This window comes from Methanimicrococcus hongohii (genome assembly GCF_032594095.1).
GTDB classification, from domain to species: domain Archaea; phylum Halobacteriota; class Methanosarcinia; order Methanosarcinales; family Methanosarcinaceae; genus Methanimicrococcus; species Methanimicrococcus hongohii.
Genome location: NZ_CP131059.1, coordinates 1,677,679 through 1,704,103 on the forward strand (window position 1 = coordinate 1,677,679; position 26,425 = coordinate 1,704,103).

General features: G+C 40.6%; 24 protein-coding genes. 11 read left to right on the forward strand and 13 right to left on the reverse strand.

The window, feature by feature from the left end; all coding sequences use genetic code 11:
* Positions 1–23: 23 nt before the first annotated feature.
* Together aroA and MmiHf6_RS07515 are read right to left on the reverse strand one after the other, a co-directional pair.
* Entirely contained in the window at positions 24–1,385 is a 1,362-nt protein-coding gene (aroA, locus tag MmiHf6_RS07510; protein WP_316557179.1) for a 3-phosphoshikimate 1-carboxyvinyltransferase, read from the reverse strand.
* 191 nt (positions 1,386–1,576) lie between these two features.
* Positions 1,577–1,750, reverse strand: a complete 174-nt coding sequence (locus tag MmiHf6_RS07515; RefSeq protein ID WP_316557180.1) for a hypothetical protein — start codon at positions 1,748–1,750, stop codon at positions 1,577–1,579.
* 1,233 nt (positions 1,751–2,983) lie between these two features.
* Between MmiHf6_RS07515 and mcrB the strand changes: the two genes are divergently transcribed.
* The 9 genes from mcrB to MmiHf6_RS07560 all read left to right on the forward strand — a co-directional run bounded on the left by mcrB (position 2,984) and on the right by MmiHf6_RS07560 (position 11,503).
* A complete protein-coding gene (gene mcrB, locus MmiHf6_RS07520) occupies positions 2,984–4,288 on the forward strand; it encodes a coenzyme-B sulfoethylthiotransferase subunit beta (RefSeq protein WP_316557181.1) in 1,305 nt (434 codons plus the stop codon).
* Positions 4,289–4,316: 28 nt separating this feature from the next.
* On the forward strand, positions 4,317–4,835 hold the full coding sequence (gene mcrD, locus MmiHf6_RS07525) for a methyl-coenzyme M reductase operon protein D (RefSeq protein WP_316557182.1): 519 nt from the start codon (positions 4,317–4,319) through the stop codon (positions 4,833–4,835).
* A 44-nt stretch (positions 4,836–4,879) separates the two neighbouring features.
* Positions 4,880–5,479, forward strand: coding sequence for a methyl-coenzyme M reductase I operon protein C (gene mcrC / locus MmiHf6_RS07530; RefSeq protein ID WP_316558659.1), 600 nt, complete (start codon positions 4,880–4,882; stop codon positions 5,477–5,479).
* Between the two features lie 12 nt (positions 5,480–5,491).
* Positions 5,492–6,253 (forward strand): coenzyme-B sulfoethylthiotransferase subunit gamma, encoded by a 762-nt coding sequence (gene mcrG, locus MmiHf6_RS07535; protein WP_316557183.1) that lies wholly within the window; start codon positions 5,492–5,494, stop codon positions 6,251–6,253.
* Between the two features lie 12 nt (positions 6,254–6,265).
* Positions 6,266–7,984, forward strand: a complete 1,719-nt coding sequence (gene mcrA, locus MmiHf6_RS07540) for a coenzyme-B sulfoethylthiotransferase subunit alpha (protein ID WP_316557184.1) — start codon at positions 6,266–6,268, stop codon at positions 7,982–7,984.
* 334 nt (positions 7,985–8,318) lie between these two features.
* Positions 8,319–9,488 (forward strand): hypothetical protein, encoded by a 1,170-nt coding sequence (locus MmiHf6_RS07545; protein WP_316557185.1) that lies wholly within the window; start codon positions 8,319–8,321, stop codon positions 9,486–9,488.
* Positions 9,489–9,594: 106 nt separating this feature from the next.
* Positions 9,595–10,191, forward strand: a complete 597-nt coding sequence (locus MmiHf6_RS07550; protein WP_316557186.1) for a hypothetical protein — start codon at positions 9,595–9,597, stop codon at positions 10,189–10,191.
* A 29-nt stretch (positions 10,192–10,220) separates the two neighbouring features.
* Positions 10,221–10,847 (forward strand): hypothetical protein, encoded by a 627-nt coding sequence (locus tag MmiHf6_RS07555; RefSeq protein ID WP_316557187.1) that lies wholly within the window; start codon positions 10,221–10,223, stop codon positions 10,845–10,847.
* 56 nt (positions 10,848–10,903) lie between these two features.
* On the forward strand, positions 10,904–11,503 hold the full coding sequence (locus tag MmiHf6_RS07560; protein ID WP_316557188.1) for a hypothetical protein: 600 nt from the start codon (positions 10,904–10,906) through the stop codon (positions 11,501–11,503).
* A gap of 360 nt (positions 11,504–11,863) precedes the next feature.
* Here the strand turns inward: MmiHf6_RS07560 and MmiHf6_RS07565 are convergent, their stop codons facing one another.
* The 7 genes from MmiHf6_RS07565 to cls form a co-directional block, all read right to left on the reverse strand.
* Positions 11,864–12,448 (reverse strand): ADP-ribosyltransferase family protein, encoded by a 585-nt coding sequence (locus MmiHf6_RS07565; protein WP_316557189.1) that lies wholly within the window; start codon positions 12,446–12,448, stop codon positions 11,864–11,866.
* A 48-nt stretch (positions 12,449–12,496) separates the two neighbouring features.
* Complete coding sequence (gene mmp10 / locus MmiHf6_RS07570; protein WP_316557190.1) at positions 12,497–13,735, reverse strand: methyl coenzyme M reductase-arginine methyltransferase Mmp10; 1,239 nt, start codon at positions 13,733–13,735, stop codon at positions 12,497–12,499.
* A 133-nt stretch (positions 13,736–13,868) separates the two neighbouring features.
* Positions 13,869–14,045, reverse strand: coding sequence for a hypothetical protein (locus MmiHf6_RS07575; protein WP_316557191.1), 177 nt, complete (start codon positions 14,043–14,045; stop codon positions 13,869–13,871).
* Positions 14,046–14,188: 143 nt separating this feature from the next.
* Positions 14,189–14,749 (reverse strand): hypothetical protein, encoded by a 561-nt coding sequence (locus MmiHf6_RS07580; RefSeq protein ID WP_316557192.1) that lies wholly within the window; start codon positions 14,747–14,749, stop codon positions 14,189–14,191.
* A gap of 195 nt (positions 14,750–14,944) precedes the next feature.
* Positions 14,945–15,718 (reverse strand): Fic family protein, encoded by a 774-nt coding sequence (locus MmiHf6_RS07585; RefSeq protein ID WP_316557193.1) that lies wholly within the window; start codon positions 15,716–15,718, stop codon positions 14,945–14,947.
* Positions 15,719–15,998: 280 nt separating this feature from the next.
* Positions 15,999–17,117 (reverse strand): fibronectin type III domain-containing protein, encoded by a 1,119-nt coding sequence (locus tag MmiHf6_RS07590; protein WP_316557194.1) that lies wholly within the window; start codon positions 17,115–17,117, stop codon positions 15,999–16,001.
* Positions 17,118–17,564: 447 nt separating this feature from the next.
* Entirely contained in the window at positions 17,565–19,040 is a 1,476-nt protein-coding gene (cls, locus tag MmiHf6_RS07595; RefSeq protein WP_316557195.1) for a cardiolipin synthase, read from the reverse strand.
* A 483-nt stretch (positions 19,041–19,523) separates the two neighbouring features.
* On the opposite strand from cls, the gene MmiHf6_RS07600 reads away from it, so the two are divergent.
* Positions 19,524–22,199 carry a GLUG motif-containing protein gene (locus MmiHf6_RS07600; protein WP_316557196.1) on the forward strand — a complete coding sequence of 892 codons (2,676 nt, stop codon included), beginning with the start codon at positions 19,524–19,526 and terminating at the stop codon, positions 22,197–22,199.
* A 146-nt stretch (positions 22,200–22,345) separates the two neighbouring features.
* On the opposite strand, the gene MmiHf6_RS07605 is transcribed toward MmiHf6_RS07600, so the two are convergent.
* From MmiHf6_RS07605 to MmiHf6_RS07615, 3 genes are all read right to left on the reverse strand, one after another.
* Complete coding sequence (locus MmiHf6_RS07605; protein WP_316557197.1) at positions 22,346–22,570, reverse strand: hypothetical protein; 225 nt, start codon at positions 22,568–22,570, stop codon at positions 22,346–22,348.
* Between the two features lie 250 nt (positions 22,571–22,820).
* Entirely contained in the window at positions 22,821–23,738 is a 918-nt protein-coding gene (locus tag MmiHf6_RS07610) for an SPL family radical SAM protein (protein ID WP_316557198.1), read from the reverse strand.
* A 111-nt stretch (positions 23,739–23,849) separates the two neighbouring features.
* Complete coding sequence (locus MmiHf6_RS07615; RefSeq protein WP_316557199.1) at positions 23,850–23,981, reverse strand: hypothetical protein; 132 nt, start codon at positions 23,979–23,981, stop codon at positions 23,850–23,852.
* Between the two features lie 364 nt (positions 23,982–24,345).
* Between MmiHf6_RS07615 and MmiHf6_RS07620 the strand changes: the two genes are divergently transcribed.
* Positions 24,346–24,708, forward strand: a complete 363-nt coding sequence (locus MmiHf6_RS07620) for a hypothetical protein (RefSeq protein ID WP_316557200.1) — start codon at positions 24,346–24,348, stop codon at positions 24,706–24,708.
* Positions 24,709–24,756: 48 nt separating this feature from the next.
* Here MmiHf6_RS07620 and MmiHf6_RS07625 read toward each other — a convergent pair whose 3' ends face one another.
* Positions 24,757–25,968, reverse strand: coding sequence for a radical SAM/SPASM domain-containing protein (locus MmiHf6_RS07625; protein ID WP_316557201.1), 1,212 nt, complete (start codon positions 25,966–25,968; stop codon positions 24,757–24,759).
* Positions 25,969–26,425 lie beyond the last annotated feature (457 nt).

Consider the following 26,425-nt stretch of genomic DNA (forward strand, 5'->3'; position numbering starts at 1 on the left):
ATAACTAAATTAATTAATAAATTTCATTTTTCAAAAACAGCCCCGATTTTTTTCATTTCTTCAAAAAAAGTCGGATATGAAATTTTAACGGATTCAATTGTATCAATTGTCATGTCGCCGATCATCATTCCGGCAATGAAAAGTGACATCACGATTCTGTGATCGTCCCAACCGTGAACGGCTGCGCCTTTCATTTGTCCTTTGCTTTTTTCGCCCGAAATTATAAGACCGTCAGCGGTTTCTTCAATAACTGCGCCGATTTTTGTCAGCTCTTCTGTCATCGCTTTTAAGCGATCCGTTTCTTTAAAACGAACATGCTCGGCGTTTGTAATTTTCATCTCACCATCAGAAAACGCGCCGAGAACAGCAAGCGTCGGGACCAAATCCGGCGTTTTTCCGGCGTCCCAAACAATCCCTTTCAGTCTTCTGCCGTCTTTATTTGAAACACGAATGATTCCTTTTTCTTTATCCCACGAAATATCGGCGCCGGCTTTTTCCAAAATTTCAACGATTGCGCTGTCGCCTTGAGCCGACGGAAAAAGACCGTTCATCATGATTTCCGCTCCCGGAATCAGCGTGGCCGCTGTCAATAAATATGATGCTGATGAAAAATCGCCGGGAATCGCGTAGTTGCCATGATTGTATACACCGAGATCGTATTTTTGATTTCCCGGAATCGAATAAATGAGAACATGTACTTCAGATACTCTGTAGTCCTCCTCAATCCCTTCTTGGATCAGTTCCCGTTTAAAATATTCTTCAATGTTAACGCCTGCTTTTTTAGCAACTTCCAAAGTGATGTCAACATAAGGTTTTGATTTTAAATCATTGTAAATCGAAATCTTTGAATCCCCTTCCAAAAGCGGACAGGATAAAAGGAGCGCTGAAATAAATTGAGAACTCATGCCGCCGTCGATTGAAACCGAGCCGGGTTTAATTTTTCCTTTCACAACTAATGGCGCACAATCATTTCCATTGATTGAATAAGCCTCGGCGCCCATTTCGTTCAACGTTTTCAAAAGCGGCGTATTCGGTCTTTTTTGAATCGACTCATCGCCCGTCAGCACAACTTCGCCGTCGACAACGCCTGCAAGCGCCGTCATCAATCGCAATGTCGTTCCGGAATTTCCGACATCAATCGTTTTTTCGGGTTTTTTTGGTTTTCCGTCAAAACCTTTGACAACAATAATTGTTTCACCCGTTTCCGGATCTGTTTTTTCTTCAACATTCGCTCCGAAAAGACGACAGGCTTCCATCGTTGATTTTGTGTCTGCCGAGAGCAGCGGGTGGGAAAGGTTGACTTCATTTTTTCCCAAAGACGCGATCAAAACGGCGCGATGCGTATAACTTTTTGAAGCCGGCGCCGTAATCTCTCCTTTCGGCACTGATTTTTTAACGGAAACAATCATGAGTCGTCATATTCTTTTTATTGATTATAAGGATTCGGTTTGCAATTTTCATTTATTTGTTATTAAAATGAAGGTTCGTTTTGATTCTCTCTTATTTACTTAAAAACTGGTCTCGTTTTCGATTTTTTTCTTTGTTTTAAAACGCGGGTTCATTTTTTGATCGTTTTTTAAAAATCGGGCGACTCGCGCGAGCGAACGGCGCGGCAGTGCAAACAGCAGGAGCAGCAGTAAAAAACAGTTGCAGCCTGTTCCGCTTGTTCAGGCCGACAGCAAAAGGCAGTTGCAGGAACGGCACTCAGTCGGCGCCGAATGCAATTGATTTTGTCAAAAAACATAAACATCGTTTTTTCTTAATTATTATAAACCTGAACGCCCGTTAAAACTCTAAATAATAAAGAATTTTTGAAAAAAAGCGGCGTTCGTATTTGTTTAATTTTGAAATAAAACGGATATTTGTTTCTTATAATATATGAATGAAAAGTCCAAATGCCGCCCCCGCAAGTTGAGATTCCCGTAGCATAGCGTTGGGAATTGAGACTTGGCGGATTCTTTCCAAGACGAATTAAATAAAACGCTGCCAACTCTTATTTTTTCTTTTCATTTTTTCAATCGAATATGACATAAATAATAGGAATAATGTGTCATAAATAATAGATATCGGAGTCTGTAAATTCGTCGACTCATTGTTAGAATCTCCATCTCCTCCTTCACTCGCTTCGCTCGCGAACTCGTCGTTGGAGGGGCGGTGCTTTGTCTTTTCATACAATCGAATTCAATTGAAACATCACTTTTTATCAATATTTTCAAAAACGGAACGCCGATTTTTCAATGAAATCTAAAACATTTTTTAGGATTTTATCGGGCGTTCGGGTTTCAATAATTTCACGAAAACGGATGTTTGTCTTTGATTCAGAATTGAAAAAAAATCAATGTAAATGTAAATAAATGTAAAAATTCCAAAGTAAAAATTCTAAAAGAAAATCTGAGAATCAAAATGAAAACGAAAATGAAAAATGATGAAGAAACGATGAAAAATAATGATAAAATGATGAAAATTTAAGAAGAAAACGAAGAAAAAGAAGCCGAATTAAAGAAAATTTGTAAAAAACGAATGAGAAAACACAATCTAAAATCAAATTAAAATATCAAATTAAAATCAAATCAGTGTTGTCAAGTTTATTTTCGTTTTAAATCTTTTTAAACAAATTTATGCTATGGTCGATGATACATGAACAATCATTAAAAACCTTTTGATAGAAATTTTATTTGAGAAATTCCTTTTCGGGCCATTTTTCCGTTTTGTTTCCTGTTTCGGACAAAATAACACGAATCTGTTTTGAAATGTTATCATTTGCTAAAAACAACCCCTTATCTTATCTGCTCTTTTTTATTTGTAAACCATTTGCAAATTGTAAACTCAAAACCTTTAAGTACGAAATTTGCGAATTTGATAGTTGATTGGAATGATAAATTGAGCAGTTTGTAATAGATCTATTTTAGCGAACATGCTCATACATCGGTTCGTACTTTTTATCATCCCGATTTCATTTTAAATAATAAGGAGGATAATATCCGTGTCTGACACAGTAGATATCTACAGCGATAGAGGACAACTCTTAGAGAGCAATGTCAACATTAGAGACCTTGCTCCGGTCAAAAACAAGGCGATCCAAAAAATCATTATGGACACCAAACGTTCAGTTGCCGTAAACCTCGCCGGTATCGAGAAATCACTCGCAACCGGTAAAATGGGCGGCGCTGCAAAGCAAATTCTCGGACGCAAACTTGAGTACAACTTGGTTGAAAACTCAGGCGCAATCGTCGACGCAGTTCAAAAATTAGTTCAAGTCGATGAAGGCGACGACACCGTTGTCAAATCCTTGGCCGGCGGAAAACAGATTTTGATTCAGATCCCGACATCCCGTTTGTTGGCCGGCGCAGAATCCACCGCCTCCATGACTGTCAGTGCAGCAGCAATGACACAGGCAATTCTTGACGCTTACAACACCGACATGTACGACTCCATGATCGTTAAAGCAGCCTGCTGGGGCAGCTATCCGGTCACAGTCGGTATGGCCGGCAGCCCGATCAAAGGAATTCTCGACATCCCCCAAAACAATGAGGGTCTCGGCTATTCACTTAGAAACATCACATCCAACCACGTTGCAGCCATTACAAGAAGAAACGCAATGAACGCAGCCGCTCTCTCTTCAATCTTTGAACAGACCGGTATCTTCGAAATGGGCGGCGCAATCGGTGACTTCGAAAGACACCAGCTCCTCGGTCTTGCTTACCAGGGCTTAAACGCTAACAACATGGTCTACGACATGGTCAAAGAGAATGGCAAAGAAGGAACAGTCGGATCCGTTATCGAGTCCCTCGTCGGCAGAGCCATCGAAGACAAGATCATCCACGTTGACAAAACCGGTCCCTCCGGCTACAACTTCTACAAAGCAGACGATGTCGCAATGTGGAACGCATATGCAGCAGCAGGTACACTCGCCGCTACAATGGTCAACTGCGGTGCATCACGCGCAGCACAGGACGTCGCAGCAACAATGCTCTACTTCAACGACATCCTCGAAAAAGAAACAGGCCTTCCGGGCTGTGACTACGGTAAACTTCAGGGTGCATCCGTCGGTTTCTCCTTCTTCAGTCACTCAATCTACGGTGGCGGCGGACCGGGTATCTTCAACGGTAACCACGTCGTTACAAGACACTCCAGAGGATTTGCAATTCCTTGTGTCGCAGCAGCAGTGTCACTTGACGCAGGAACTCAGATGTTCACAATCGAATCCACATCCCAGCTCATCGGTGATGTGTTCGGTACAATGGACGAGTTCAGAGAACCGATTAAAGCCGTTGCAGGAGCCCTCTAAATACCAACGATGAAGGTCTGATGAAACTATGACATGTCCCACTGAATCAGGATGTAACTGCGAACCCGCAGGCGGAGAAACAGTTCAAATCGAAATTGTCCCGCAGAGAATCTTAAGTCCTGAGACATCGGAAAAGCTTCTCGGAAGAATTTACGATTGCGACGGTATTATCAGAGTTATGGTCCAAGGATCCCGTCTGCCCGACAAAGTCGGCTACGGTCCGGGAACAGGCGAAGCAGTCAGCCACCCGCTTAAGAAATCAATCGAGGTGGAAGGTCAGCAAGTCAATATGCGCGTCACTTTAAGCCGTCTTCTTGTAGAAGTCGACAGCGACGCAACAGCTGATGAAATTAAGAAAATATGCGACGAAACTTTCAGTTTCCCCTTTGAATTCTACAAAGGCGTCTTTTTCAAAAAATATTCAACCGTTGTTGACTACGCTAAAATGGGTCCCGACCCCGACGAAAGACTGCTCGGAATGACCGATCCGAAAGGAAAACTTGATCAAATTGTCTTCATTGAAAAAGAAGGAAAAGACAGCGAATAACTGTAAAAACTGCAAATGTACAGCTCAAAGAGGTAAAAATCATGATGAACTTCAATCGAAACACCCAAGTCGTTGACTGCCGCCTCGGCATCAGCCACGGAAAAGGCGGAAGTCTCGCGAGAGCGGGAACGCTTTCTCAAGCCGGAAAGCTTGACGTGGTCGTCGTTGCGATGGGTTCGGGAAGAAGACACGTGACAAAACCGATTTGTGAAATTACATACGCAATCCGCAGAGAAAACATCCAAACAGGCGTTTTGGTCCTTTACGCCGGTACCGGCTACCCCGAGTCGGGAACAATGGGCTCTTTCGGCATTGATCCGAAAGAAATTGACCAAATCAACATGCACAAAATGGCAATCATACACTTCGGTAACGTGAGAAACCACTTTGTCAGAAAAGCCAGAGATATTTTCAGCGGCGTGCACATTCCTGCAGTTATTATTACACAAGCGCTTGTCGATTTCGAGGATTTCGCAAAAGTAGGCATTAAAACCCGCTATGTTAAGCCGAAAGAGAAAGATCAGCTCTCCGATGGTGTTATCATGAACATTGTGACCGGCGTTACCAGAGGTGACGCGGCGTCACGTGAGAAACTCAGTGAGATTATCGTTAAAGTAAAGGAAACATTAGGCCAAATCCAATAAGGAGTTAAGAATATGGCATACAAAGCACAATATTATCCCGGTACAACCTCTGTTGCAGAAAACAGAAGAAAACACATGGGTCACAACGTGGAAAAATTGAGAGAAATTTCCGACGAAGACTTGACCGCAATCCTCGGCCACCGCGCCCCCGGTCAGGACTACCCGAGCACCCACCCGCCGTTAGCGGAAATGGAAGAACCGCCGTGCCCGATCAGAGAATTGGTCGAACCCACACCCGGCGCAAAAGCAGGCGACCGTGTCAGATACGTTCAGTTCGTTGACTCTATGTACAACGCACCGTCCGTTCCGTACGTCAGATCCTACTACGCAGCCATCAACTTCAGAGGCGTTGACCCCGGTACACTTTCCGGTCGCCAGATCGTCGAAGCACGTGAAAGAGACATGGAACTTGTCGCAAAGGATCAGATCGAAACCGAAATGACCTGCCCGGCACGCTCAAGCCTCCGCGGCGCAACCGTTCACGGTCACTCTGTCCGTCTCCAGGAAGACGGCGTTATGTTCGACATGCTCGACAGAGCAAGACTCGAAGGCGACGTCATCATCATGGACAAAGACCAGGTCGCAATTCCGCTCGACAGAAAAGTCAACCTCGGCAAACCCATGTCCGAAGAAGAATTAGCCAAGAGAACCACCATCTACCGTGTGGACAACGTTCCGTTCAGATCCGACGCAGAAGCAGTCGAATGGGTTCAGAGAGTTTACTTACAGAGAACTCAGTACGGCTTCAGACCCGGTGTGGAGAAAGCACAGTAAGGAGTGACAAAAATGGCACAAGAAGATATTTTTGCAAGATTTAAGAGATCCATGGAAATCAAATTCGCTGAAGACTATGGTGACAACAGACAGGGCGGAACCGACATTACATCCAAGACTGAAAAATTCTACAGACTTGGTCCGGAACAGAGCCCCAGAAAGAGAGAAATGATCAAAGCCGGTAAGGAAATCGCAAAGAAAAGAGGACTTGTCGGTTACAACCCCATGATGCACACCGGTGCACCGTTGGGTCAGAGAGCCATCACGCCGTACAGAATTTCAGGCACAGACCTCGTTTGTGACCCGGATGACTTACACTACGTCAACAACGCTGCAATGCAGCAGATGGTCGACGACATTAAGAGAACCAACATTGTCGGTCTCGACATGGCTCACGACACACTCGAGAAGAGATTGGGCAAGGAAGTTACACCTGAAACAATCAACAACTACCTCGAAAACCTCAACCACTCCCTTCCGGGCGGCGCTGTCGTTCAGGAAATGATGGTCGAATGTCACCCCGGCTTGGTCGACGACTGTTACGTCAAGATGTTCACCGGCAACGATGAACTCGCAGACGAAATCGACAAGCAGTTCTTAATCGACATCAATAAGATGTTCCCCGCAGAACAGGCAGAACAGTTGAAAGCAGCCATTGGAAACTCTTCCTGGCAGGCACTCCACATCCCGACAATCGTCATCAGATCTACTGACGGCGGTCAGACCAGCAGATGGTCTGCAATGCAGATCGGTATGTCTTTCATCTCCGCATACAACATGTGCGCCGGTGAAGCAGCTGTCGCTGACTTGTCCTATGCTGCAAAGCACGCAGGTTCCATCAACATGGGTGAAATGCTCCCCGCAAGACGTGTCAGAGCACCCAACGAACCCGGAGGCGTTTCCTTTGGTCACCTTTGTGACATTGTTCAGTCCAGCCGTGTCAACGTCGACGACCCCGCAAAGGTCGCTCTCGAAGTTGTCGGCGCAGGCTGTGTTATGTACGACCAGATCTGGCTCGGTTCCTACATGTCCGGCGGTGTCGGTTTCACACAGTACGCAACCGCAGGTTACACTGACGACATTTTGGACAACAACTTGTACTACAACATTGACTACATCAACAAGAAGTACAACCACGCAGGCAAGACCGGAACAGCAAACAAAGTCAAAGCAACCAACGAAGTCATCAAAGACATCGCAACGGAATCCACACTCTTCGGTATCGAAGAATACGAGAGATACCCGTCCGCGCTTGAAGACCACTTCGGCGGTTCACAGAGAGCAACCTCCCTTGCAGCAGCAGCAGGCTGCGGTGTTTCCATCGCAACCGGCAACGGTAACGCAGGTCTCTCCGGCTGGTACCTCTCCATGTACCTCCACAAGGAAGCATGGGGCCGTCTCGGCTTCTACGGCTACGACTTGCAGGACCAGTGCGGTGCCTCTAACGTTTGTTCATACCAGGGCGACGAGGGTGCCCCCGCAGAACTCCGCGGTCCCAACTACCCCAACTACGCTATGAATGTCGGTCACCAGGGCGGCTATGCCGGTATCACAATGGCAGCACACTCCACAAGAGGCGATGCCTACACCGTCAACCCGTTGGTCAAAGTCTGTTTCGCAGACGACCTCCTTCCGTTCGACTTCACCAGACCGAGATACGAATTCGGCCGCGGCGCACTCAGAGAATTCGAGCCTGCCGGTGAAAGAACATTGGTCATTCCGGCCAAATAATTTGAAAACATTAAAATTCGTAATTTGTCAGGCAATTTGTTTTACAATTTGCCCGACATCTTTTGTCGGACTTTTGTCCGGCAAATCTTTTCTTTTTTTAAAATTCGTTTGGGTGATTTGGAAAAGTGTTTTTATTTGCGGGGCGTTTCACGCGCGAGCCGCTGCAATTTTTCGGATATTTAGAAAAACGGGGTTGTGTTTTGATTGATTTTTTCAATTAAGGAAAATGTATATACTTCCATGTCATCCTCTCTGTAATTATTTTAAAATTGTTTTTGGGTTTATTTCTTGTTTGTTCTTAAATTCGATTTATTCTTCAGGGAGGCGGGTCATATTGGTTTCTAAAACTTGGAAAATTATTATTGTTCTTTTGGCAGTGTTTTTGGCGATTGTTTGCGCTTTTACGGCTTTGGATGGTTGGAATTCTTATAAATCGAGTAAAAGCATAGAAGAATATTATCGGCATAATTCCGGTGTTGAGGAAATTCAAACGCATCTTGATATCGATACTTTGACTGTCACTTATTGGAATCCGTGGGGCGGATTTACCGGACACAGCATCGAAATGATTGATTATCCGGCTTTTACTTTAGCTGATTATGTCACTGACTCAGCGATTATTGTTTCTGCGACCGTTACGGAGTCAATTCCATGGGACGATACAACAGACGAAGGTGTTGAAAAGTTGAAGGAACTTGATTCCGATTGGATTTCTTCTTTTGGGAGGGAGAGTTATCTGGATGTCAATGAAATTTTCAAAGGCAATTTCAAGATTAATCATATTTATTTGAAAACCGATATGAAAACTCCTGAATTTAAAGTCGGAGACACTTATCTTTTATTTATCAGCGGCTCATCAACAGGAAATTCGGATTATTGGATTCGGGTAACTGAAGGTTATCTCATAAAAAACGAATCAAATTTTGAGGGAATGGGAAATGTTTCAATTTCCGAAGATGATCTGAGGTATTTAATGTCTTTTTCCGATGATGAACTTGCATTGTATCAACAAATAAATTTTGCTTCTCAAGTTTTTATCGGGGAGATGCTGACTTCAACAAATGATGCTGACTTGGTACATTACGGCGGATTGGAGGCATATCAAAACCACAAAGTTCGTGTTATTGCTCCGATTAAAGGAAATTTATCTGGAACGGTTGAATTCGTTTATGACGGGACTTATATCACCAAAGAAATGATGCAAGCCTATCTCACGGAAGAAAATATGTCTCCAGATGTCGCAGAAAGGTATGTTAAAACATGGTTTGGATCAAACGAAACAGGATATTATAATGAAAATTATTGGGACCCTAAAGTTTCGCCTCTGAAAGCAGGCGATATTTATTTGATTTGTCTTATTGAATCTGAAGGCAGATACTCAATGTGGGCATCAAAAACTGATTACAAAATTGAAGAACAAAACAAAAGAGAACTTCAAAAATTGGCAAAGGAATATCAAGAAACTTTAGAAAAAATCAGTGTTTATCTCAGCTATAATTATTGATTTTATTATTGATTTTATTATTGATTTTCATATTGTATGTTTCAACTGCATTTGCAGTTAAAGTAAGTAATTTATAATTCACTCCCCTTTTATTTTTCAGATCATTATGTCTTCAAAAATCCCAACCCGCCAAAAAGCCGCCATTGTTTTATTCGCGCTCGCTTTTTTGATTCTTGCCGCTGTTTCGGTTTATACAATTTATGATGCTCACAAACCTGAAAATAAAGATCTGGGCGAACTCATGATCAATTGGTATATTCCCGATTATGACGATCTTATTTCAGATTCCGATTTGATTGTTGTTGCAACCGTTACGAATAAAACCGGTATTTGGGGAACCGATGACGGTGAAAAACCTTCCGGCGTGAAAGCTTATACATCAGGCATTTACACGGAATATACGTTCCAACCCGTTGATGTTTTGAAAGGAAATACGACAACAATCATCGGACGCGCCCGCGGCGGCGAAGTGGACGGGTATACACAGAAAGCAACGCAGACATCGTCATTTGAAGTCGGCGATACTGTTCTTTTGTTCTTGACGAACAATACGGATTCTGACGGAAACCGGATTTTGTGGTATTACATCAATTGGCCCGGTGCTTTTGAAGAGAGCAGCGACGGTGTTTTCAGAAATGATGTTTACGGCGAAATAACGATTGAACAGCTGAAGCTCGATATTGCTGAATCGGAAGCCGCATAATAATTAGAATTAATTTTTTTGGGATCGCTATGATTGAAAATTCGAAAGGAATGAAAATTGCCGTTTTGATCTTTTCCGTTATTTTGGTTGCTGTCGCTGTTCTCGGAACGGTTGACAGTGCCGAACACAACAGATCTTTTATTCCCGTGAACGGCAATCTCGGCGGACTTTATGTCAGTTGGGACATGCCGACTGAATTTGAAGATTTGGTCATTGATTCTGATTTGATTCTCATCGGTACTGTTTCCGATAAATCTTGTATTTGGAATACCGACGACGGTGAAAAACCGTCAAGATATGAATTCGAGACGGATTTTTCAACGACATTTGGGATGTGGATTTCTACTTCTTACGAAATTGACAATTTAGAAGTTTTGAAAGGTGAAGCTGATTCTGTTCAGGCGCGTGCGCCCGGCGGAACTGTTGACGGTTATACGCTGACAGTTTCACCGATGCAGGATCTTGAAGTCGGCGATACCGTTCTTTTATTCTTGTCATCTCATAATGATTTGAACGGCAACCCGATGCCTTGGTATCATCTCTCTTGGCCGTTAATTTTCACTGAAATGGATGAAAATCATTTTGAAAATGAATATTACGGCGAAATTTCTGTTGATGACTTAAGAATCAGAATTTCAGAATCGGGAGCCGCATAAAATGTACTATTTAAATGTATGGCTAAAATGTATGATTAAAATGTTTTGGGATTATTATGATTGAAAATTCGAAAGGAATAAAGATTGTTATAGTTGTTTTTTCGATTCTGCTGATTTTAACGGCAGGAGTTGCTGCTTTTGATAATATCGATAAAAACAGGCTTCACCTTCCTGTCAACGGAAGTGTCGGAATGATTCATATCAGTTGGATGACACCTGATTTTGAAGAACTCGTCGACCGATCCGATTTAATTATTGTCGGGACCGTTTCCGATAAATACGGCGCGTGGAACACCGAAGACGGTTCAAAACCGCCGAGATACGCGCTTGTCAGTACCGGGATTTCAACATATTATGAAATCAGTGGTCTTGAAGTTTTGAAAGGCAGCGCTGAAACAGTAACTGTTCGTGCTCCCGGCGGAACAACAGGCGGTTATACGACAACAGCTGAGCCGATGCAGGAACTTGAAGTCGGTGATACTGTTCTTTTGTTTTTAACAAATAATTATGATTCAGAAGGCAACCCGATTACATGGTATCATATCGGTTTCCCGACCGTTTTTATAAAAAACGGTGACGGCTTGTTTGAAAATGAATTTTACGGCGAAATTTCAATTGAAGAAGTGGAAAAAGAGATTGAAAATTCAAAAGAATAAAGTTTGAAAATAAAGCATGAAAAAATAAAACTTGAAAAATGGATTCTAAAGAATGTGCCGATTAAAAAGGTAAACCTTTTTCGGCGCATTCCATACGCTAATCCCAATCTTTTTTCGCTCTTATGTTGTATTGTTCTATTTCTTTCCGTTCTTCAGCTGTAAATAAAATAATGCGCCCTGTCGGTCTCACGATTTCATTAAATGATTCATATCTCATGATTTTCCCTCGGTCTCTTTAATTGAATAAATGAGCGCATCTATATAAATATTTTTTTCAAGTCCAACTTTTTCTTTTGAAATTAATGTAATCATATAATGAGATTTTCGAGGTCTTAGTACTTCAAATTCTGTTTCATCTATCTACAAAACTTTCATATTTTCTGTGACTTCCAACCGAAAAATAATCGGATTTTCAGGATTTGTATATTGAAGTGCATTTTCCAATTTTAAGCTGAAACTTCCGTAAGCATCTTCGATATATTCAGTGCCGATTGTATGATTTTTCGGCAGCCAATCAACATCATAAACACCTCTGTAAATGAACGGATTTCCTAAAATTCTTCCTTTTTCAATAGCGCTGTCTAAATGCTGAAAGTTAAAATCAATCAGTTCCTGCTCTTCTTTCATCAGATCATTATAAAAATCGGGAAAACGGCAGCAAGAGTTAATGGCAAAACAATAAGCTTTTGTTTTCCAATGTTCTGGAGTTTCAAAACTCCAATTTTGTTTTTGATCGTTCCAAGGATGAATATCTTGATAATTGCCGATTGCAACCATTTCGGTATTTGTCAACTCTTCCAAAAGAAAACAATAAGTTTTTTCGTCTTTCTCGTTTTTTGTTCGATAAGCTGCAGGCTCTTCGGCAACGACGTTTCCGAATCGGTTTTTGACTCGGCTGATGATTTCATTTTCAGTTATTTTTTCCATGACAGGGTCATTCATCATGGATAATTAAGCTGATCGTTTTTTTCAAAATCGAAATATTTATAAACATTATTTTTCAGGCGGCAATCCCAGCGCGTTAATCTGTTCAATCAATTCGGTAAATGCCTGAACTTCAAATTCCAATAATTCCTCTTTTGTCATGCTTGCCGACATTTCACCGTCAATTGAAAGCGTGTCAGGCCCGCGCCTGACAATCCGCTTTGATTTCTCGGGAATCAGAATTTCTTTGACATCTCTTTCATGAACGAAACAGCGCCCCGGAATGAAAACTGTATCTTTTAATTCATTTTGATCGATTTTTCGAAGATCATCTGCCGTAATCAAACAGCCGATATCTTTTTCGGCGGCAATCACATTCACCGTGCCGCCGAGTTTTTCAAAAATTTCAGATAAACGCGGGGCGGCAGCTTTTCCCGTAATGATTGTTGCTTCCATATTGATTTTCGGCAATTTTTCAAGCGCTTCCGAAACATTTCGAATCGCAAACGGCGAATCCAAAAGCGGATCTTCAAGCGGCGTTCCCGAAATTCTCAAATTCGGATGATTTTTCGCAGCGGTTCGAACGATTTCTGAAAACTCTTCAATCGTATGAGAAACAACGCCCTGAATCACAGGCTCGTTTCCGAGAATCAAACCGTTTTCCGTTTTATTTGCAAATCTCATTAAAAGAGCGCCTTTTGCGCCGACTTCTTCGAGTTTGGAAAGCGTTTCATCCAAAACGGCGCCGTCGTTTGCACCCGGAACCAAAACGATTGCCGCGTAAACATTACAAAAACCGCAAAGGTCTTCAAAAACTTTGAGCGACATTTCAGGCGTCGGGTCAAGCATGTATTCTTTGCGAAGCGCAGGATCAAACGCGAAAAGCGTGAAATTGACTTCTTTGATTCCTGCGTCTTTTAAAAACGGCGCTTCCGATCCGTCAAATCCTTTGCCGCTTGTGTAACCGATTTTGACGGGAAGACCGAATTCTGACAAAAAAGAAAGAAGCGGCAGAAATTCGGGATAACAACTCACGTCGCCGCCGCCCGTTATCACAAAACCGGTGACGTCGGATTCTTTTGTAGTATAAATCTTGGAAGCGGTCTCGTCCAAAACCTGTCTCATCGGCTTGAATCCGCGATGAGATTCGCGGACGCTTCTTGTGCAGTAGTCGCAGCCTTTCACAAAAGGCGGACAATATTTGCAGCCGAGCGGTTCCGTTTTGCCGACTTTTTTAAAATAACAGTATTTGCAGAATCCGCGGCAGTCCGTTCCGGGATTTCCGCCGACATCGACCAAGATTTCCATGGGACTAAAAAAGAATGTTTGGTATTAATAAATTGTCGGGTTGAGGTGAAAAATTGTTGGGATTAGAAAAATAATTGAAAATGAAAAAAAGAAAAAGTGATCTGGAAATAAAATTGATTTAAATAAATCGTATTCAAGATATAAATTCAATTTCTCTGTCTTTGTATTTTTCTTCCATCTTTTTAATATCGCGTTTGAGAAGTTTTTCAGCATAAACATTGTAACGCTCAATTTCTTCGAGTTCTTCTTGCGTGAATTTTATGACGCGTCCTGTTGGTCTTAATATTTCACTCATTGATTCTCTGCGCATAATTTTCACCTTCCTGCTTCTTTAATAAGATATATTTTTGTTTCTCTATTTATACCTGCTATACAAATTATTTCAGTTATTATTTTTAAAATAATATATGTGCATTTTCTTGGTCTTAATATTTCATATTCAGCTGAATCAACCTAATAAGCTTCCATTTCCAGTTCTAAAATTAATTGAAATAGAATTGGTTTTTCCGGATTAACGTATTGATATGCGTTTTCCAATTCCAAACTGAAACTTCCGTAAGCATCATCTGTATAAATTGTCCCTTCTCCGTGATTTTCCGGAAGCCAGTTCACATCAAATACGCCTCTGTAAATTGTCGGGCTGCCCAAAATTCTCCCTTTTTTAATTAACTTGTCTAAATGTCGATTTTGAGAATTAACTAATTTTTGCTCTTCTCTTGTCATTGATTTATAAAATTTTCGAAACCTGCAACAAGAATTGATGACATAACACCATGCTTTTTGTTTCCTATCTTCCGGAATTTCAAAACTCCAATCTAATTTTTGAGTATTCCAAGGATGAACATCCTGATAATCGCCAAGTGCTACAAGTTCTCTATTTGTCGGCTTTTTTATTAACAAACATTGAATGTTCTGAAATTTTTGTTTCTTCTCTATTGTATATGTTCCCGAAGATTCGGCAACGTAATTCACTTTAATCCATTCTTCCGAGTTGGTTTCGTATTTTGAATTCATAGTTCCTTTTTACAAAGGACCTTGTTATTTAATTCGTCGATTTTTTCAAAATCGAAATGTTTATAAAACGAAATGAGGCGGCATAAAAATAAATGTGAAATGAATCGAATTCAAAAAATAAAAAAGTAAAAGATGAAAAAATTATTCAATGAAATGAAAAAAACCAAAAATAAATCCGCAATGGCAGATCTATTTTCAATCCGTTTCGATTCCGATATCTTCGATTTTCAAAGCTTCCGGAAGCATTAAAAGAAACGGCAAGCTTCTTGAATCATCCACGTTGTTGTAAGCGGTCCCGAGCAGCGTGTTGACATTGTATCTGTCTTTGTTTAAACAATAATACTTCTCGGTCGGCAATTTGATGTAAACTTTTCCGAGTTTTTCCGCGATAAACCATTTTTCAAGAAGAATTGCGGCTTTCATATTGTTTTTGACAAACGGATGAATCAAAAACATTTTCAGATGAATGAGCGACGCGTGATAAAAAACTTCGGCGGGAGACATTTCTTCGCGAATCAGCTGACGAATCTGCTGAAACAAAGAAGTCATCAGCGCTTCAACATATTCCGATTCGGGCGGCTTGTAAATTCGGCGTCCTCTCTCATTAAAAATAGCGACTGAAACACGACGGTAAGCAACCGTCATTGTTTTTTTGTTCGGACCTTTCAAAATTTCAGATAAATAATAAACGGCTTCATGGAAATTTTGTTCGTTCAATTCTTTTTGATAAGCCGTTTGATACGCTAAAATGCCTCTGACGATTTCATCTTCGCCAACGTCTTTAGACGGCGATTTCTTTTCCGCTTCCCAAAGCCACCAGGAAAGCTGACGAAAAACATCTTCGTCTTCTTCATCGGATAAATTGCCGAACCTTTCAACAAAAGAAGCTGTCTGCTGCCTTAACTTTCTGCCGGCGGCATCATTGAATTTCATAAAAAATCTTTTGTCGGTAATTTCCATTTGCTCCATCTCCCGATAAAAACAGCAATTTCATTTATTTAAATCAAGGGGTAAAGAAAAAATCGAAAAAGCCGAAAATTCAAGAAATTTGAAAAATATGATATGGAAAACATATGTAATAAATGAAAAAATGAAATGCAATAAACGGAGTGAAATATGAAAAATAAAAATGAAAAATAAAAATGAAGAAATATAAAAAACAAAAAATAAAAAATAAAAGAAATTGAATCCGGCAAATCCATTTTCAATTTCCATCTTTTTGCAGTTTAATTTTGCAGTTTAAATTATTTTACTGTAATTGTTTTCTTCTTCTTTCTCTGATATACATAACTGTTGCAATCAGAATGATTATGAGGAGCAAGAGCAAAGAAAACGGAATCAAATGTTCGTATGATTTCTCTTTAACATCTTCAGGTACCTTTTCTGCCGCTTCCGTTTTGTTTTCGACTTCTAATTCAAAACCCGGAATGATCGGTTCAGGTTCAGATTCTTCGGTTACTTCTTCAACGACTTTTGCGCTGCCTGTACCTCCGCCGCCTCCTGAACTTGTCTTTGTTTCCGGTGTTTTAGTTGTCGCGCTTGCAGAGTCGGATTTCTCTCCCATAACGTAACCGTCATAAGCAGCCACTTTATAGTAATATGTTGTGGAATGATCCAATCCTGTATCCGTATATTCTTCAATGTCAACAGTATCGATCTTTGTATAACCGCCGTCTTCTGTCAGAGAACGATACAAATCGTAATCATAAACGTTGTCTACTTGAGTCCATTCTAAATAAATGCTTGATGTGTCAACAGCCGTTGCCGTCAAAATCGGAATTCCGACGGGGTCCATCGTTGTTGCAGAAACAATATTTGAAAAATCTCCTGTTTCCTGACCGATATATGCGGCAATTTTGTAATAATACGTCGTGCCTTCATCCAGTCCGCTATTAATGTATTCAGTCTCTGTTCCCGATACATCTGCAATTTCGACGTATGACCCCATCTCTTCATATGATTGATAAATTTTGTATCCGTCAGCATCATCAACAGCATTCCACCGCAATTCAATTTCAGATGTGCTGAATGCGTATGCACTGAGAACAGGTGTTCCGAGTGGTCCGATCTCGAGCGTTTTTACCTCAATGAACTGGGAATACTCATAATCTCCCGCATTTGTGCGTGCTGAAACCATATAATGATATGTCGTATCAGGATCTAATCCGGTATCTTCATAATATGGTGTTGATTTATCAATCGTTACCGGCAATTCTTCAAAATACGGGAATGTGTCTGCGCGAGCTATTCCATAATAATCCGCGTCTTCAACAATATCCCATTCAATTTTGATCGAAGTCGGTCCGGCAGTCGTTACAACATTCTGCGGCTCTGACACTGCCGAAGCAATCGGTAAAATAGAAATCATCAGTATCAACAGTAAAAATACTGATAATGTCTTCCTTACTTTTATTTTTTCATTAATTTTCTTCATATGTTCCATTTAATAACCCCTTAAATGTTTAGAATTTTAATAGGAATGTATATTAATAGACTACTATTCTTTTATAAATACGTTTCTCAGATTTAGTCTAAATCTATTCAATTATATCATTGAGATATTATAATTGAAATACGTTTAAATAGGCGATAAAACACAAAAAAAATCACAGATTTCTGCGGATTCAAAAAAGTATTCGGAGGAATTCCGGGTTTGATTCGTTTTTGTTTTGATTCGTTTTTGTTTTGATTTGTTTTTGTTTTGATTTGTTTTTGTTTTGATTTGTTTTTGTTTTGATTTGTTTTTGTTTTGATTTGTTTTTGTTTTGATTTGTTTTTATTTGGTTTTGATTTGTTTTTGTTTTTACATCTGTGTTTACAAAAGCGGTGAAATCAATCTGCAGAATCCTTCTTTGATCCGAACGATAAGCGGGCGGTCATTATATTGTTCAACCGTAATTTGCGTACAATCCGCTTCCAATTCGTCCAATATGATTTTATCCATTTTTTGGCCGAATTCAGAATCGTAAATGAAAGCGTTCGTTTCAAAATTTAATTTGAAACTGCGAATGTCCCAATTCGCCGTTCCGATTGTCGTGACCTCGCCGTCGAAAACAGCGGTTTTGCTGTGAATAAATCCTTTGTTATAAATGTAGCCTTTCGCGCCCAAACGGATGAGATCTCCCAAATACGAATAAGTCGCCCAGTACACAAACGGATGATCTGCTTTGTTCGGGATTTCGATTCGAACATCAATTCCTGACAGGCAGGCAATGCGCAGCGCTTCAAACATCGTTTGGTCGGGAACAAAATAAGGCGTTTGAATGTAAATTGATTTTCTCGCCCGTCCGATAAGGCTTAAAAACCCGCTGTAAATGGCGGCATTTTCAGAGTCGGGGCCGGAAGAAACAATCTGAATCGCAGTATTTCCTGCCAATTTGCTGATTTCAGACGGATAATACGACGTCAAATCTTTAATGGCATCTTCTCCCGCGGCGAAATTCCAGTCTTTGATGAATCGTGTTTGAAGACCCGCAACAGCGCTTCCGCGAATTTTCAGGTGCGTGTCCCGCCAGTAGCCGAGCGGTCCTTTGCCGAGATAATTCATGCCGATATTAAAACCGCCGAGAAAGCCGACAGTGCCGTCAATGACAACGATTTTCCGATGATTGCGATAATTGATGCGCGTGCTGATGAACGGAACAAGCAGCGGGAATAAAATTCTGACTTGTCCGCCGGCATCTTTAAAATCTTTGTAAAACGCGGGTCGTACTTTACGAACGCCGGCAGCATCGAACAAAAGACGTACTTCAACGCCTTCCTTTGCTTTTTTAGTCAAAAGTTTCATCACTTTTTGACCGAGTTCGTCATCACGGATGATGTAATACTCTAAGTGAATGTGATTTTTCGCGCCGATTATTTCATTTTCAAGCTCCATGAATTTTTGTTCGCCTTCAATATATACTTCAATATCATTGTTCGGCGAATAAGCGGCATGGTCCTGATTTAAAAAAAGCGAAACGGCGGGTTCAAAATTTTTTCCGGCTTCAGACAATTCCAAATCCGACGTTTTCAATCTTTCGATTTGGGCAGAAGAAATTCGTTCAAACTCTTCATCCACTTTCGTTTTTTTGCCGTATTTGTATTTGCCGTACAGGCGGCGCCCGAAGAAAATGTAAATGAAAAACCCGAGAATCGGCAGAAATACGAGTAAAAGAATCCACGCGGCTGCGACTTGCGGGCTGCGCCTTTCATAAAAAATAATCGTAATAGCGGCGGCAATGTTGACGACAACGACGATGATTAAAAAAATATTGTATAAATCTTGAACAAATGTCCAGTCAAATGCCATGTTTTTCCCTGCCGAATCCGTATTGATTAAATTCGAAATTTAGATTTGTTCAAAATTCGATTTATTTTAATTTGTTCAAATCGTTTTCTTAATGTTTTTAATGTTAATCGTTTTCTTAATGTTTTTAATGGTTTTTGATATTATTCTTTATCCAATATAATTATTCTTCAAATTTCTCTCAGTATTAAATTACAGATTTGTATAATATTATTTTCGTCAAATCTGTTCACCGTCGAAAATTTGTTGACAATCTTATGAGATTTCCGGATCTTTCGAAAATTATTCGCGGGAATCCCTCCTTCTTCGAATATCTTTTGTCTATAATCTGTCATGCCCGAACATTATTTGCCACTATTTTTATATACCAATTTACGATTTTAGTGTTTCAGTATTCGATAATCAATTTGAAAGAATAATCTGTTTTTATTCATGAGAGGGCAAGGCGATTTACGGATATTTTGAGGTTACGGAGGTTTCCCTATCATGAAAATTATGAAATCTATCTCGTTAGTTGCAACGCTGGTTGTAACATTGGTATTGCTCAGCGGAACGGCTTTAGCGTTCACAGAAGGTTCAGGCACAGAACCAGATCCTTATCATATTTATGATGCGACTGATCTTAAAAACATTAATACAGTTTCAAATTTAAGCCGGCATTATATTTTGATGGATGATGTTGAAATTACGGATTCAACATGGTATGCTATCGGAAATAACAGTTCCAGATTCACAGGAAGTTTTGACGGAAACGGCTATACAATTACGTTTTCTAATTCTTCCGGAATTACATTTGAAAGAACAGGTTCTTCATCTTCAGCTGACGGTCGCGGATTGTTTGGTAATCTCGGCGGCTCAAGTAAATTAGAAAATGTAATGATTATTGTTGCTGCCGATTTGACAGGTACAGGTCACAATTCAGGCGTTCTTCTCGGACATGCAAACGGTACATCATCTGTCAAACCGACTATTATAAATTGTTCAGTTGTAGCAACAGAATCCGGCGGGTCTTTATCCGTTACGACATTATACCAGTACAAAACAGGAGCTTTGATTGGTACTTTAAATAATTCAACTGTTCAAAACAGCTATTCAAATTTAGATATTTCAAATTCGAAGGGTGAAGCCGGCGGTTTAGTCGGGTTTGCAAATAATGCAACAATTGAACAAAGTTATGCATTCGGCGATGTAAAATCAGATTACGATGCAGGCGGTCTTGTCGGCAATATCAGTAATACAACTATTTCAAATTCATATGCGCTTGGTGATGTCACATCCAGTAATGAAGCAGGCGGGTTGATTGGAATTATGACTTATTCAAACATCTCCAAATCATATGCTCACGGCGATGTCAAGTCTCCGTATGCTTCAGGCGGTCTTATCGGAAATTCAACTCGTTCGAATATTTCTGAATCTTATGCATCCGGCAATGTGACAACTACTTCTCAAACTTATTATGCAGGCGGTCTTGTCGGAAATACTCGCGATTATACTAACATTACAAATTGTTATGCAACCGGTTCGGTAACAGCCAATAACAGATATGCAGGCGGTTTAGCTACTGTTAACGGAGGTAATGTTAAAATTACAAATTCCTATTCAATCGGTTTAGTATCAGCAACAACTTCCAGCGGATTAGCATATGCATATTCTTCTTATTATAATCCTACTGTTACCAACAGTTTTTACGATACAACAACATCCGGCAAATCCGATGATAACGGAAACGGAACGCCGATGGTAACTGCTGATATGATGCAAAACTCAACCTTTTCGACATGGGACATCAGTAATGAGGAGTTCGGTGACACTGTCTGGTACATTTATGAAGGTGAAACCTATCCTCAGCTCACTGCTTTCCATCAGCCTGAAACGATTTCTGCGGCAACAACGACAGATTTGAAACATATCGGTTCAAATGAAATCAGAAAAGACTTTAACGATGAAACCAAAGCTTGGACTTTGAACGCAAATTATATTCTTGACGGCAACATCGATATGGACGGCGTTTCCATCACTCCGATCGGAACCTCTTCCGCTCCGTTTACAGGAACATTTACAGGTTCTGAAGATTTTGCTTTCGCAATTTCCAATTTGGTTATTGATGAATCCGGCGACAATGTCGGTCTTTTCGGTTACACGGAAGATGCTGAATTTTCAAACATTCATTTGATTGACGCATCTGTTTCGGGTAATATGAATGTCGGAACTTTAATCGGCCGCGCCGCGGGAACAACTGAAATTTCTCAGTCTTTCGCTACGGGAACGGTTAACGCAGCAGCCAATCACGCCGGCGGTCTGGTCGGCAATTTCGCGGACGGTTTCATTAGCCAATGTTATACTGATGTTGACGTTACGGCAGGAACGACTGAAGCCGGCGGTTTAGTCGGTGTAATGCGCGGCGGTTCAATTTTTGAATCATATGCAACAGGCGGAATCGAAGCAGCAACAGAAGTCGCAGGCGGTTTGATCGGCGAATACGCGGCAACAACGGATTTGACGATTGAAAATAGTTTTGCTTTGAATGAATTCGTTAACAGTCCCGCAGATGCCGGCAGAGTTATCGGTATTATTTTAACAGGCGCTGATTTCTATCCGATTTCTGTTTACGCTTGGGATGCAATGGAAAATGCCGACGGCGACTTTGAAAGCGCAGACGCTGTTAACGGCGACGACATTACATCTGAAGATGTTTGGAATACGTTCGACGACTCCGGTTCCGTTTGGAGCAGTTTTGATGTTTCTGTTTGGGAACTCGGTACAAGCGATGTCTTTTTGCTTCCGGTTTTCTCCTTCTTCTTGAACGATTGGGTTGATGATTTGCCGGGTGATGCTTCTCACTTAATTCCCGAAGATGAAGTCGACGAAGGAACAACAAAGAAAGGCAGCGGCGGCAGCGGAACAGGTTCTGCAACTGTTGTAAACTCGACAAGCACGACAACACCGAGCACATCCGACAGCGGCAGCAGCTCCGGCAGCGCTGATGCGCAGGACCCGATTACAAACGCACCGCAAGGCGAAACTGACGGAAATCAAGGTTTCGGAACATCCGTCGATGACGGAGAAAGCGGTTCAAGAACAACATTGGTCGGACTCTTGATAGTCGGATTTATTGTCGTTGTTTTGGCTGTTGCTTTGTTCGTGAAAGGACGCAAATTCTAAAATTGAACGAAATTAAAAAGAAGTTAAATCCGCTTTTTTACGGCTTTACTTTTTTTTTATTTTTTACTTTTTTTTTATTTTTTACTTTTTTTTTATTTTTTACTTTTTTGTTTTTAACATCCCGATTCTGTTTTGTTTTATGTTTTTCAAAAATACAGATTTCTTTTTCGATTTCTTTTCTTTAAAATTCCGGCGGCTCGCGCGCGGGCAGCGGCAGCTGTTTGCAAACGGCAGACACGACGCAAATTTGATCCGGCAGCAGCAACCGTAAAAGACAGTTGCAGATTGGCAGGCTCGGTTGGAATCGGCTGCAGTAAAAGACAGTTGCAGGAACGGCACTTTGCAGAAGCTGAGCGCAGCTGAAAAATCAAATCGTTTTATTATTTTTTGTTTCGTACGGAAAGAATCTCCAACTCATCATTTCACTCGCTTCGCTCATGAAATGCTTCGTTAGAGGGTCGGTTTTTGAAAATAAATTCAATCTAAAATTAATTGAAACATCGTTTATATCAAAATTATTCAAAATGGAACGCCAAATTTTGCAGTAAAACTAAAAAATTTTTAGGATTTTATCGGGCGTTCAGGTTCAACGATTTTCTTAAATTGGATGTTTGGGTTTTTTCATTCATACTCAAACAGCTTTTTCTGCTTCGGCTTTTCTTTTTTCCACGCTTGATTGATCTCTTTTATTTTATGAAGCAAACCGTATTTTTCACATTCTTCCTTAAATACAGCGGTCAGCTCTTTCGTATTTTCACAACTGCAATTGTATTTGCTGCCGTAAATTTTCATATATTTTTCTTTCAAATCCGGCCAATGCTGATCCAAATTTTCATAATAATATTCACGGTTTCCCTTTCGAAGCGTCATGCCGAAACCGTAGCACAAAAGATATTTTGCGCCGTTTTCATTCGCCTGTTTCACAATTGATTTGATATTTTCTTCATTATCGGTAATGAAGGGCAGAATCGGATTCATATGAACCCCGCAGAAAACACCGGCATTTGTCAGGTTTTTGACAGCTTCAAAACGCTCGGCAGGTGTTGAAACATTCGGCTCGATTTTTTGACAAATTTCATCATTCGTTGTCGTAATCGTGATTCCGACATTCACGGGAGAATGTTTGGATATTTTTTCGTAAAGGTCGGCATCTCTTGAAACAAGCGCGGATTTTGTAATCACGCCGACGCCGCATTTGTATTTGTCAAAAAGATGTAGCGCTCCGCGCGTCAATTTCAATTCTTTTTCAAAACTGTTGTACGGGTCGCTCATCGACCCCGTTCCGATAATCATTTCTGACGCGTTTGCTTTTCGCCGACTCTGAAGTTCCTGTTCAATGAGATGAAGCGCGTTTTCTTTGGCATGGACCGTTCCGAAATCACCTTCCGGGCGGCCGCCCTGATAGCAAACGCTCCTTGAATCACAATAAATGCAGCCGTGGTCGCAGCCGCGGTAAATGTTCATCATATGCGTGCTGCCGAAAAGGTCAATTTCATATTTGACCGGCAGAATCATTTTTTTGGCGGTGATGTAGTTCACTTCAAATTCACGTCACTTCAAATGAACGGAATCCATAAAGTTTTTGGGTTATGAATGAAAATCGGAACGGCAAGTGAAAATCAAAATAAAAACGCAGGATAAGTTTGAAAATCAAAAATTAAAATTGGAGCAATTCGCGCGCGTGGGCAGCTGCAAACGGAAACAGTAAGGTAGCGGCGGCACGTTCGCGAATGCGAACGGATTACGTTTAAAATGAGCAGACACACGCGGAAATGCAAACATGATTGGTAGCGGCAACCGCAAAAGACAGTTGCAGACCGGCAGGCTTAGCAGGAGACGAAAAGTAAAATCTTAAACTCAGCGGTTTTGCATTTTTTGTTTTGTATGGGAAGAATCCGCCAAGTCTCGTTTCCTCGCTGCGCTCAGAAACTCAACTTGCGGGGGCGGCTTTTGAAGTTTCATTTATTTTCTTCTTATTGAAACATCATCTTTCATCAAAATTTCTTCAAAAACGGAACGCCAATTTTTCAATAAAATCTATCTTTTTAGGATTTTATCGGGCGTTCCGGTTCACCGATTTTGAAAATCGGATGTTTAGGTTTCATCCAAAAATAAAACAAAAACGCCTGACAAATTTGAAAATCAAATGAAAAACGGTGCAGTTCGCGCGCGCGAGCAGTTGCGGCAGTTGCCAAAGCCGAACGCTGCTGAAAAATCAGGTGCTTTTGAGTTTTTTGTTTCGTTTGGGAAGAATCCGCCAAGTCTCGTTTCCTCGCTGCGCTCAGAAACTCAACTTGCGGGGGCGGCTTTTGAAGTTTCATTTATTTTCTTCTTATTGAAACATCATCTTTCATCAAAAATTCTTCAAAAACGGAACGCCAATTTTTCAATAAAATCTATCTTTTTAGGATTTTATCGGGCGTTCCGGTTCATCGATTTTGAAAATCGGATGTTTAGGTTTCATCCAAAAATAAAACAAAAACGCCTGACAAATTTGAAAATCAAATGAAAAACGGTGCAGTTCGCGCGCGCCGCCGCCCGACTGACAAACAGATTTTCAATTTTTTCTGTTCAAAACCGGAAGTTTGTTTCGCTCATCCGGCGGCATCATATTCAACGTTTGAATCGGATTTGAAAAATTTGAAGAATTTGAAGAATTTGAAGGATTTGACTGAATCGAATCCGCCATGAACTTGCTGACCGATTCTTTATTTTCAAAAAGAATGCATCCGCCGCCGTGATGTTCCTGCTCCAATATGCCGTCTTCTCTTAGTTTTCTGAAAAGAGGCGATTCCAAAGCTTCCAAAATCGTATGATCTTTTAAATTCATATCCGAAAACGGTGAAAACGGACACGGTTCGGCGCCGCCGAATGCGTTGATGTAAAAAAATCCGCGGCCGGCAGCCAAACACCCGTCCAAATATTTCTCATCCTCGGGAAACGCCATGAAAATCAAATTTTTGAATTTGTTTCTGAGTATTTTCATTTGTTTTCCCTGAAAATCTCTGTCGGTTTCGGTTAAAACAAGCGATTCGCTTCCTTTTTGCGCCGGAACATATTCAACATAAAAAATTGCGGAACAGCCGTTTGATTCAAGTTCCGATACAAATTCAATACTCGTTGTCGCGTGAATGTTTTCGTTGGTCAGCGTGATTGAAAAGCCGAAGAAAAGTCCCTTCTCTGTCATCTTTTTGACGCTTTCTTCAACTTTTTCATAAACGCCTTCGCCGCGCCTTAAATTTGTTTCTTCCTTTTTCCCTTCAATACTTAAAACAGGAATCAAGTTGCGGTTTTTGTCAAAAAAATCAATCGCTTCTTCATCAATCATCGTTCCGTTTGTAAAAATCGGGAACAAAATTTTAGGAAATTCAGCGGCGGTTTCTAAAATATCTTTTCGAACCATCGGCTCGCCGCCGGCTAAAAGAATAATTGAAATGCCGAGGTCGTCGGCTTGAGAAAAAATATTTTTCCACTCTTTTGAAGTCATTTCATTCTTTTTCGAACTGTCGCCGCACGCATCAAACGCGCGCGAATAACAGCCGCTGCATCGCAAATTGCACTCCGTTGAAATGCCTGTAATGATGAACGGCGGAATATGAACGCCTTTTTTCTCCCAGCCGTCTCTTATTTTTGAATCTTCTTTGAGCGCAGGAATCATTTTTGAAATGAACTCACGTTCCTTTTCATTTCGAAGCGATTTATTCATTGCCATAAAAGCCGCCGAAGTGACAGCGTTTGACATTAAACTGTTCAGCTTGAAAGGATTCATCTTTATTTCCGCTTTTATTTAATTTGAATTTTGATAAATAAGTGCAAAATTAATTTCAATGCAGTTCATATATAATTTCCCGTGAGCGGCATGAATCAATAAAACAATCAAATACAAATCAAAAAACAATTGAATACAAAATAAACCGAAAATGTAAACCAAGAATGTAAACAAAAATGCAAACTAAAAACGCAAACTAAAAACGTAAATTTAAAGAGTAAACAATTTATGTAAACTAAAAAGCAAATTCAAAATGTAAACTAAAATGTAAACCAAGAATGTAAACCAAGAATGTAAACCAAGAATGTAAACCAAGAATGTAAACTAAAAATGTAAACAAAAATGCAAACCAAAAACGTAAATTTAAAAAGTAAACAATTTATGTAAACTAAAAATCAAATTCAAAATGTAAACAAAAAAGTAAATTCGAAACGTAATTCAAAAAAAGTGCTTCATT

Bases quoted from the DNA above. Each gene is read 5' to 3' on its own strand.
- MmiHf6_RS07515 (WP_316557180.1), bottom strand. From the start codon at position 1,750: ATGTTTATGTTTTTTGACAAAATCAATTGCATTCGGCGCCGACTGAGT.
- mcrD (WP_316557182.1), top strand. From the start codon at position 4,317: ATGACATGTCCCACTGAATCAGGATGTAACTGCGAACCCGCAGGCGGA.
- mcrC (WP_316558659.1), top strand. From the start codon at position 4,880: ATGAACTTCAATCGAAACACCCAAGTCGTTGACTGCCGCCTCGGCATC.
- mcrG (WP_316557183.1), top strand. From the start codon at position 5,492: ATGGCATACAAAGCACAATATTATCCCGGTACAACCTCTGTTGCAGAA.
- mcrA (WP_316557184.1), top strand. From the start codon at position 6,266: ATGGCACAAGAAGATATTTTTGCAAGATTTAAGAGATCCATGGAAATC.
- MmiHf6_RS07550 (WP_316557186.1), top strand. From the start codon at position 9,595: ATGTCTTCAAAAATCCCAACCCGCCAAAAAGCCGCCATTGTTTTATTC.
- MmiHf6_RS07555 (WP_316557187.1), top strand. From the start codon at position 10,221: ATGATTGAAAATTCGAAAGGAATGAAAATTGCCGTTTTGATCTTTTCC.
- MmiHf6_RS07560 (WP_316557188.1), top strand. From the start codon at position 10,904: ATGATTGAAAATTCGAAAGGAATAAAGATTGTTATAGTTGTTTTTTCG.
- MmiHf6_RS07565 (WP_316557189.1), bottom strand. From the start codon at position 12,448: ATGATGAATGACCCTGTCATGGAAAAAATAACTGAAAATGAAATCATC.
- mmp10 (WP_316557190.1), bottom strand. From the start codon at position 13,735: ATGGAAATCTTGGTCGATGTCGGCGGAAATCCCGGAACGGACTGCCGC.
- MmiHf6_RS07575 (WP_316557191.1), bottom strand. From the start codon at position 14,045: ATGCGCAGAGAATCAATGAGTGAAATATTAAGACCAACAGGACGCGTC.
- MmiHf6_RS07580 (WP_316557192.1), bottom strand. From the start codon at position 14,749: ATGAATTCAAAATACGAAACCAACTCGGAAGAATGGATTAAAGTGAAT.
- MmiHf6_RS07585 (WP_316557193.1), bottom strand. From the start codon at position 15,718: ATGGAGCAAATGGAAATTACCGACAAAAGATTTTTTATGAAATTCAAT.
- MmiHf6_RS07590 (WP_316557194.1), bottom strand. From the start codon at position 17,117: ATGATTTCTATTTTACCGATTGCTTCGGCAGTGTCAGAGCCGCAGAAT.
- cls (WP_316557195.1), bottom strand. From the start codon at position 19,040: ATGGCATTTGACTGGACATTTGTTCAAGATTTATACAATATTTTTTTA.
- MmiHf6_RS07600 (WP_316557196.1), top strand. From the start codon at position 19,524: ATGAAAATTATGAAATCTATCTCGTTAGTTGCAACGCTGGTTGTAACA.
- MmiHf6_RS07615 (WP_316557199.1), bottom strand. From the start codon at position 23,981: ATGTTTGCATTTCCGCGTGTGTCTGCTCATTTTAAACGTAATCCGTTC.
- MmiHf6_RS07620 (WP_316557200.1), top strand. From the start codon at position 24,346: ATGAAAAACGGTGCAGTTCGCGCGCGCGAGCAGTTGCGGCAGTTGCCA.
- MmiHf6_RS07625 (WP_316557201.1), bottom strand. From the start codon at position 25,968: ATGAATCCTTTCAAGCTGAACAGTTTAATGTCAAACGCTGTCACTTCG.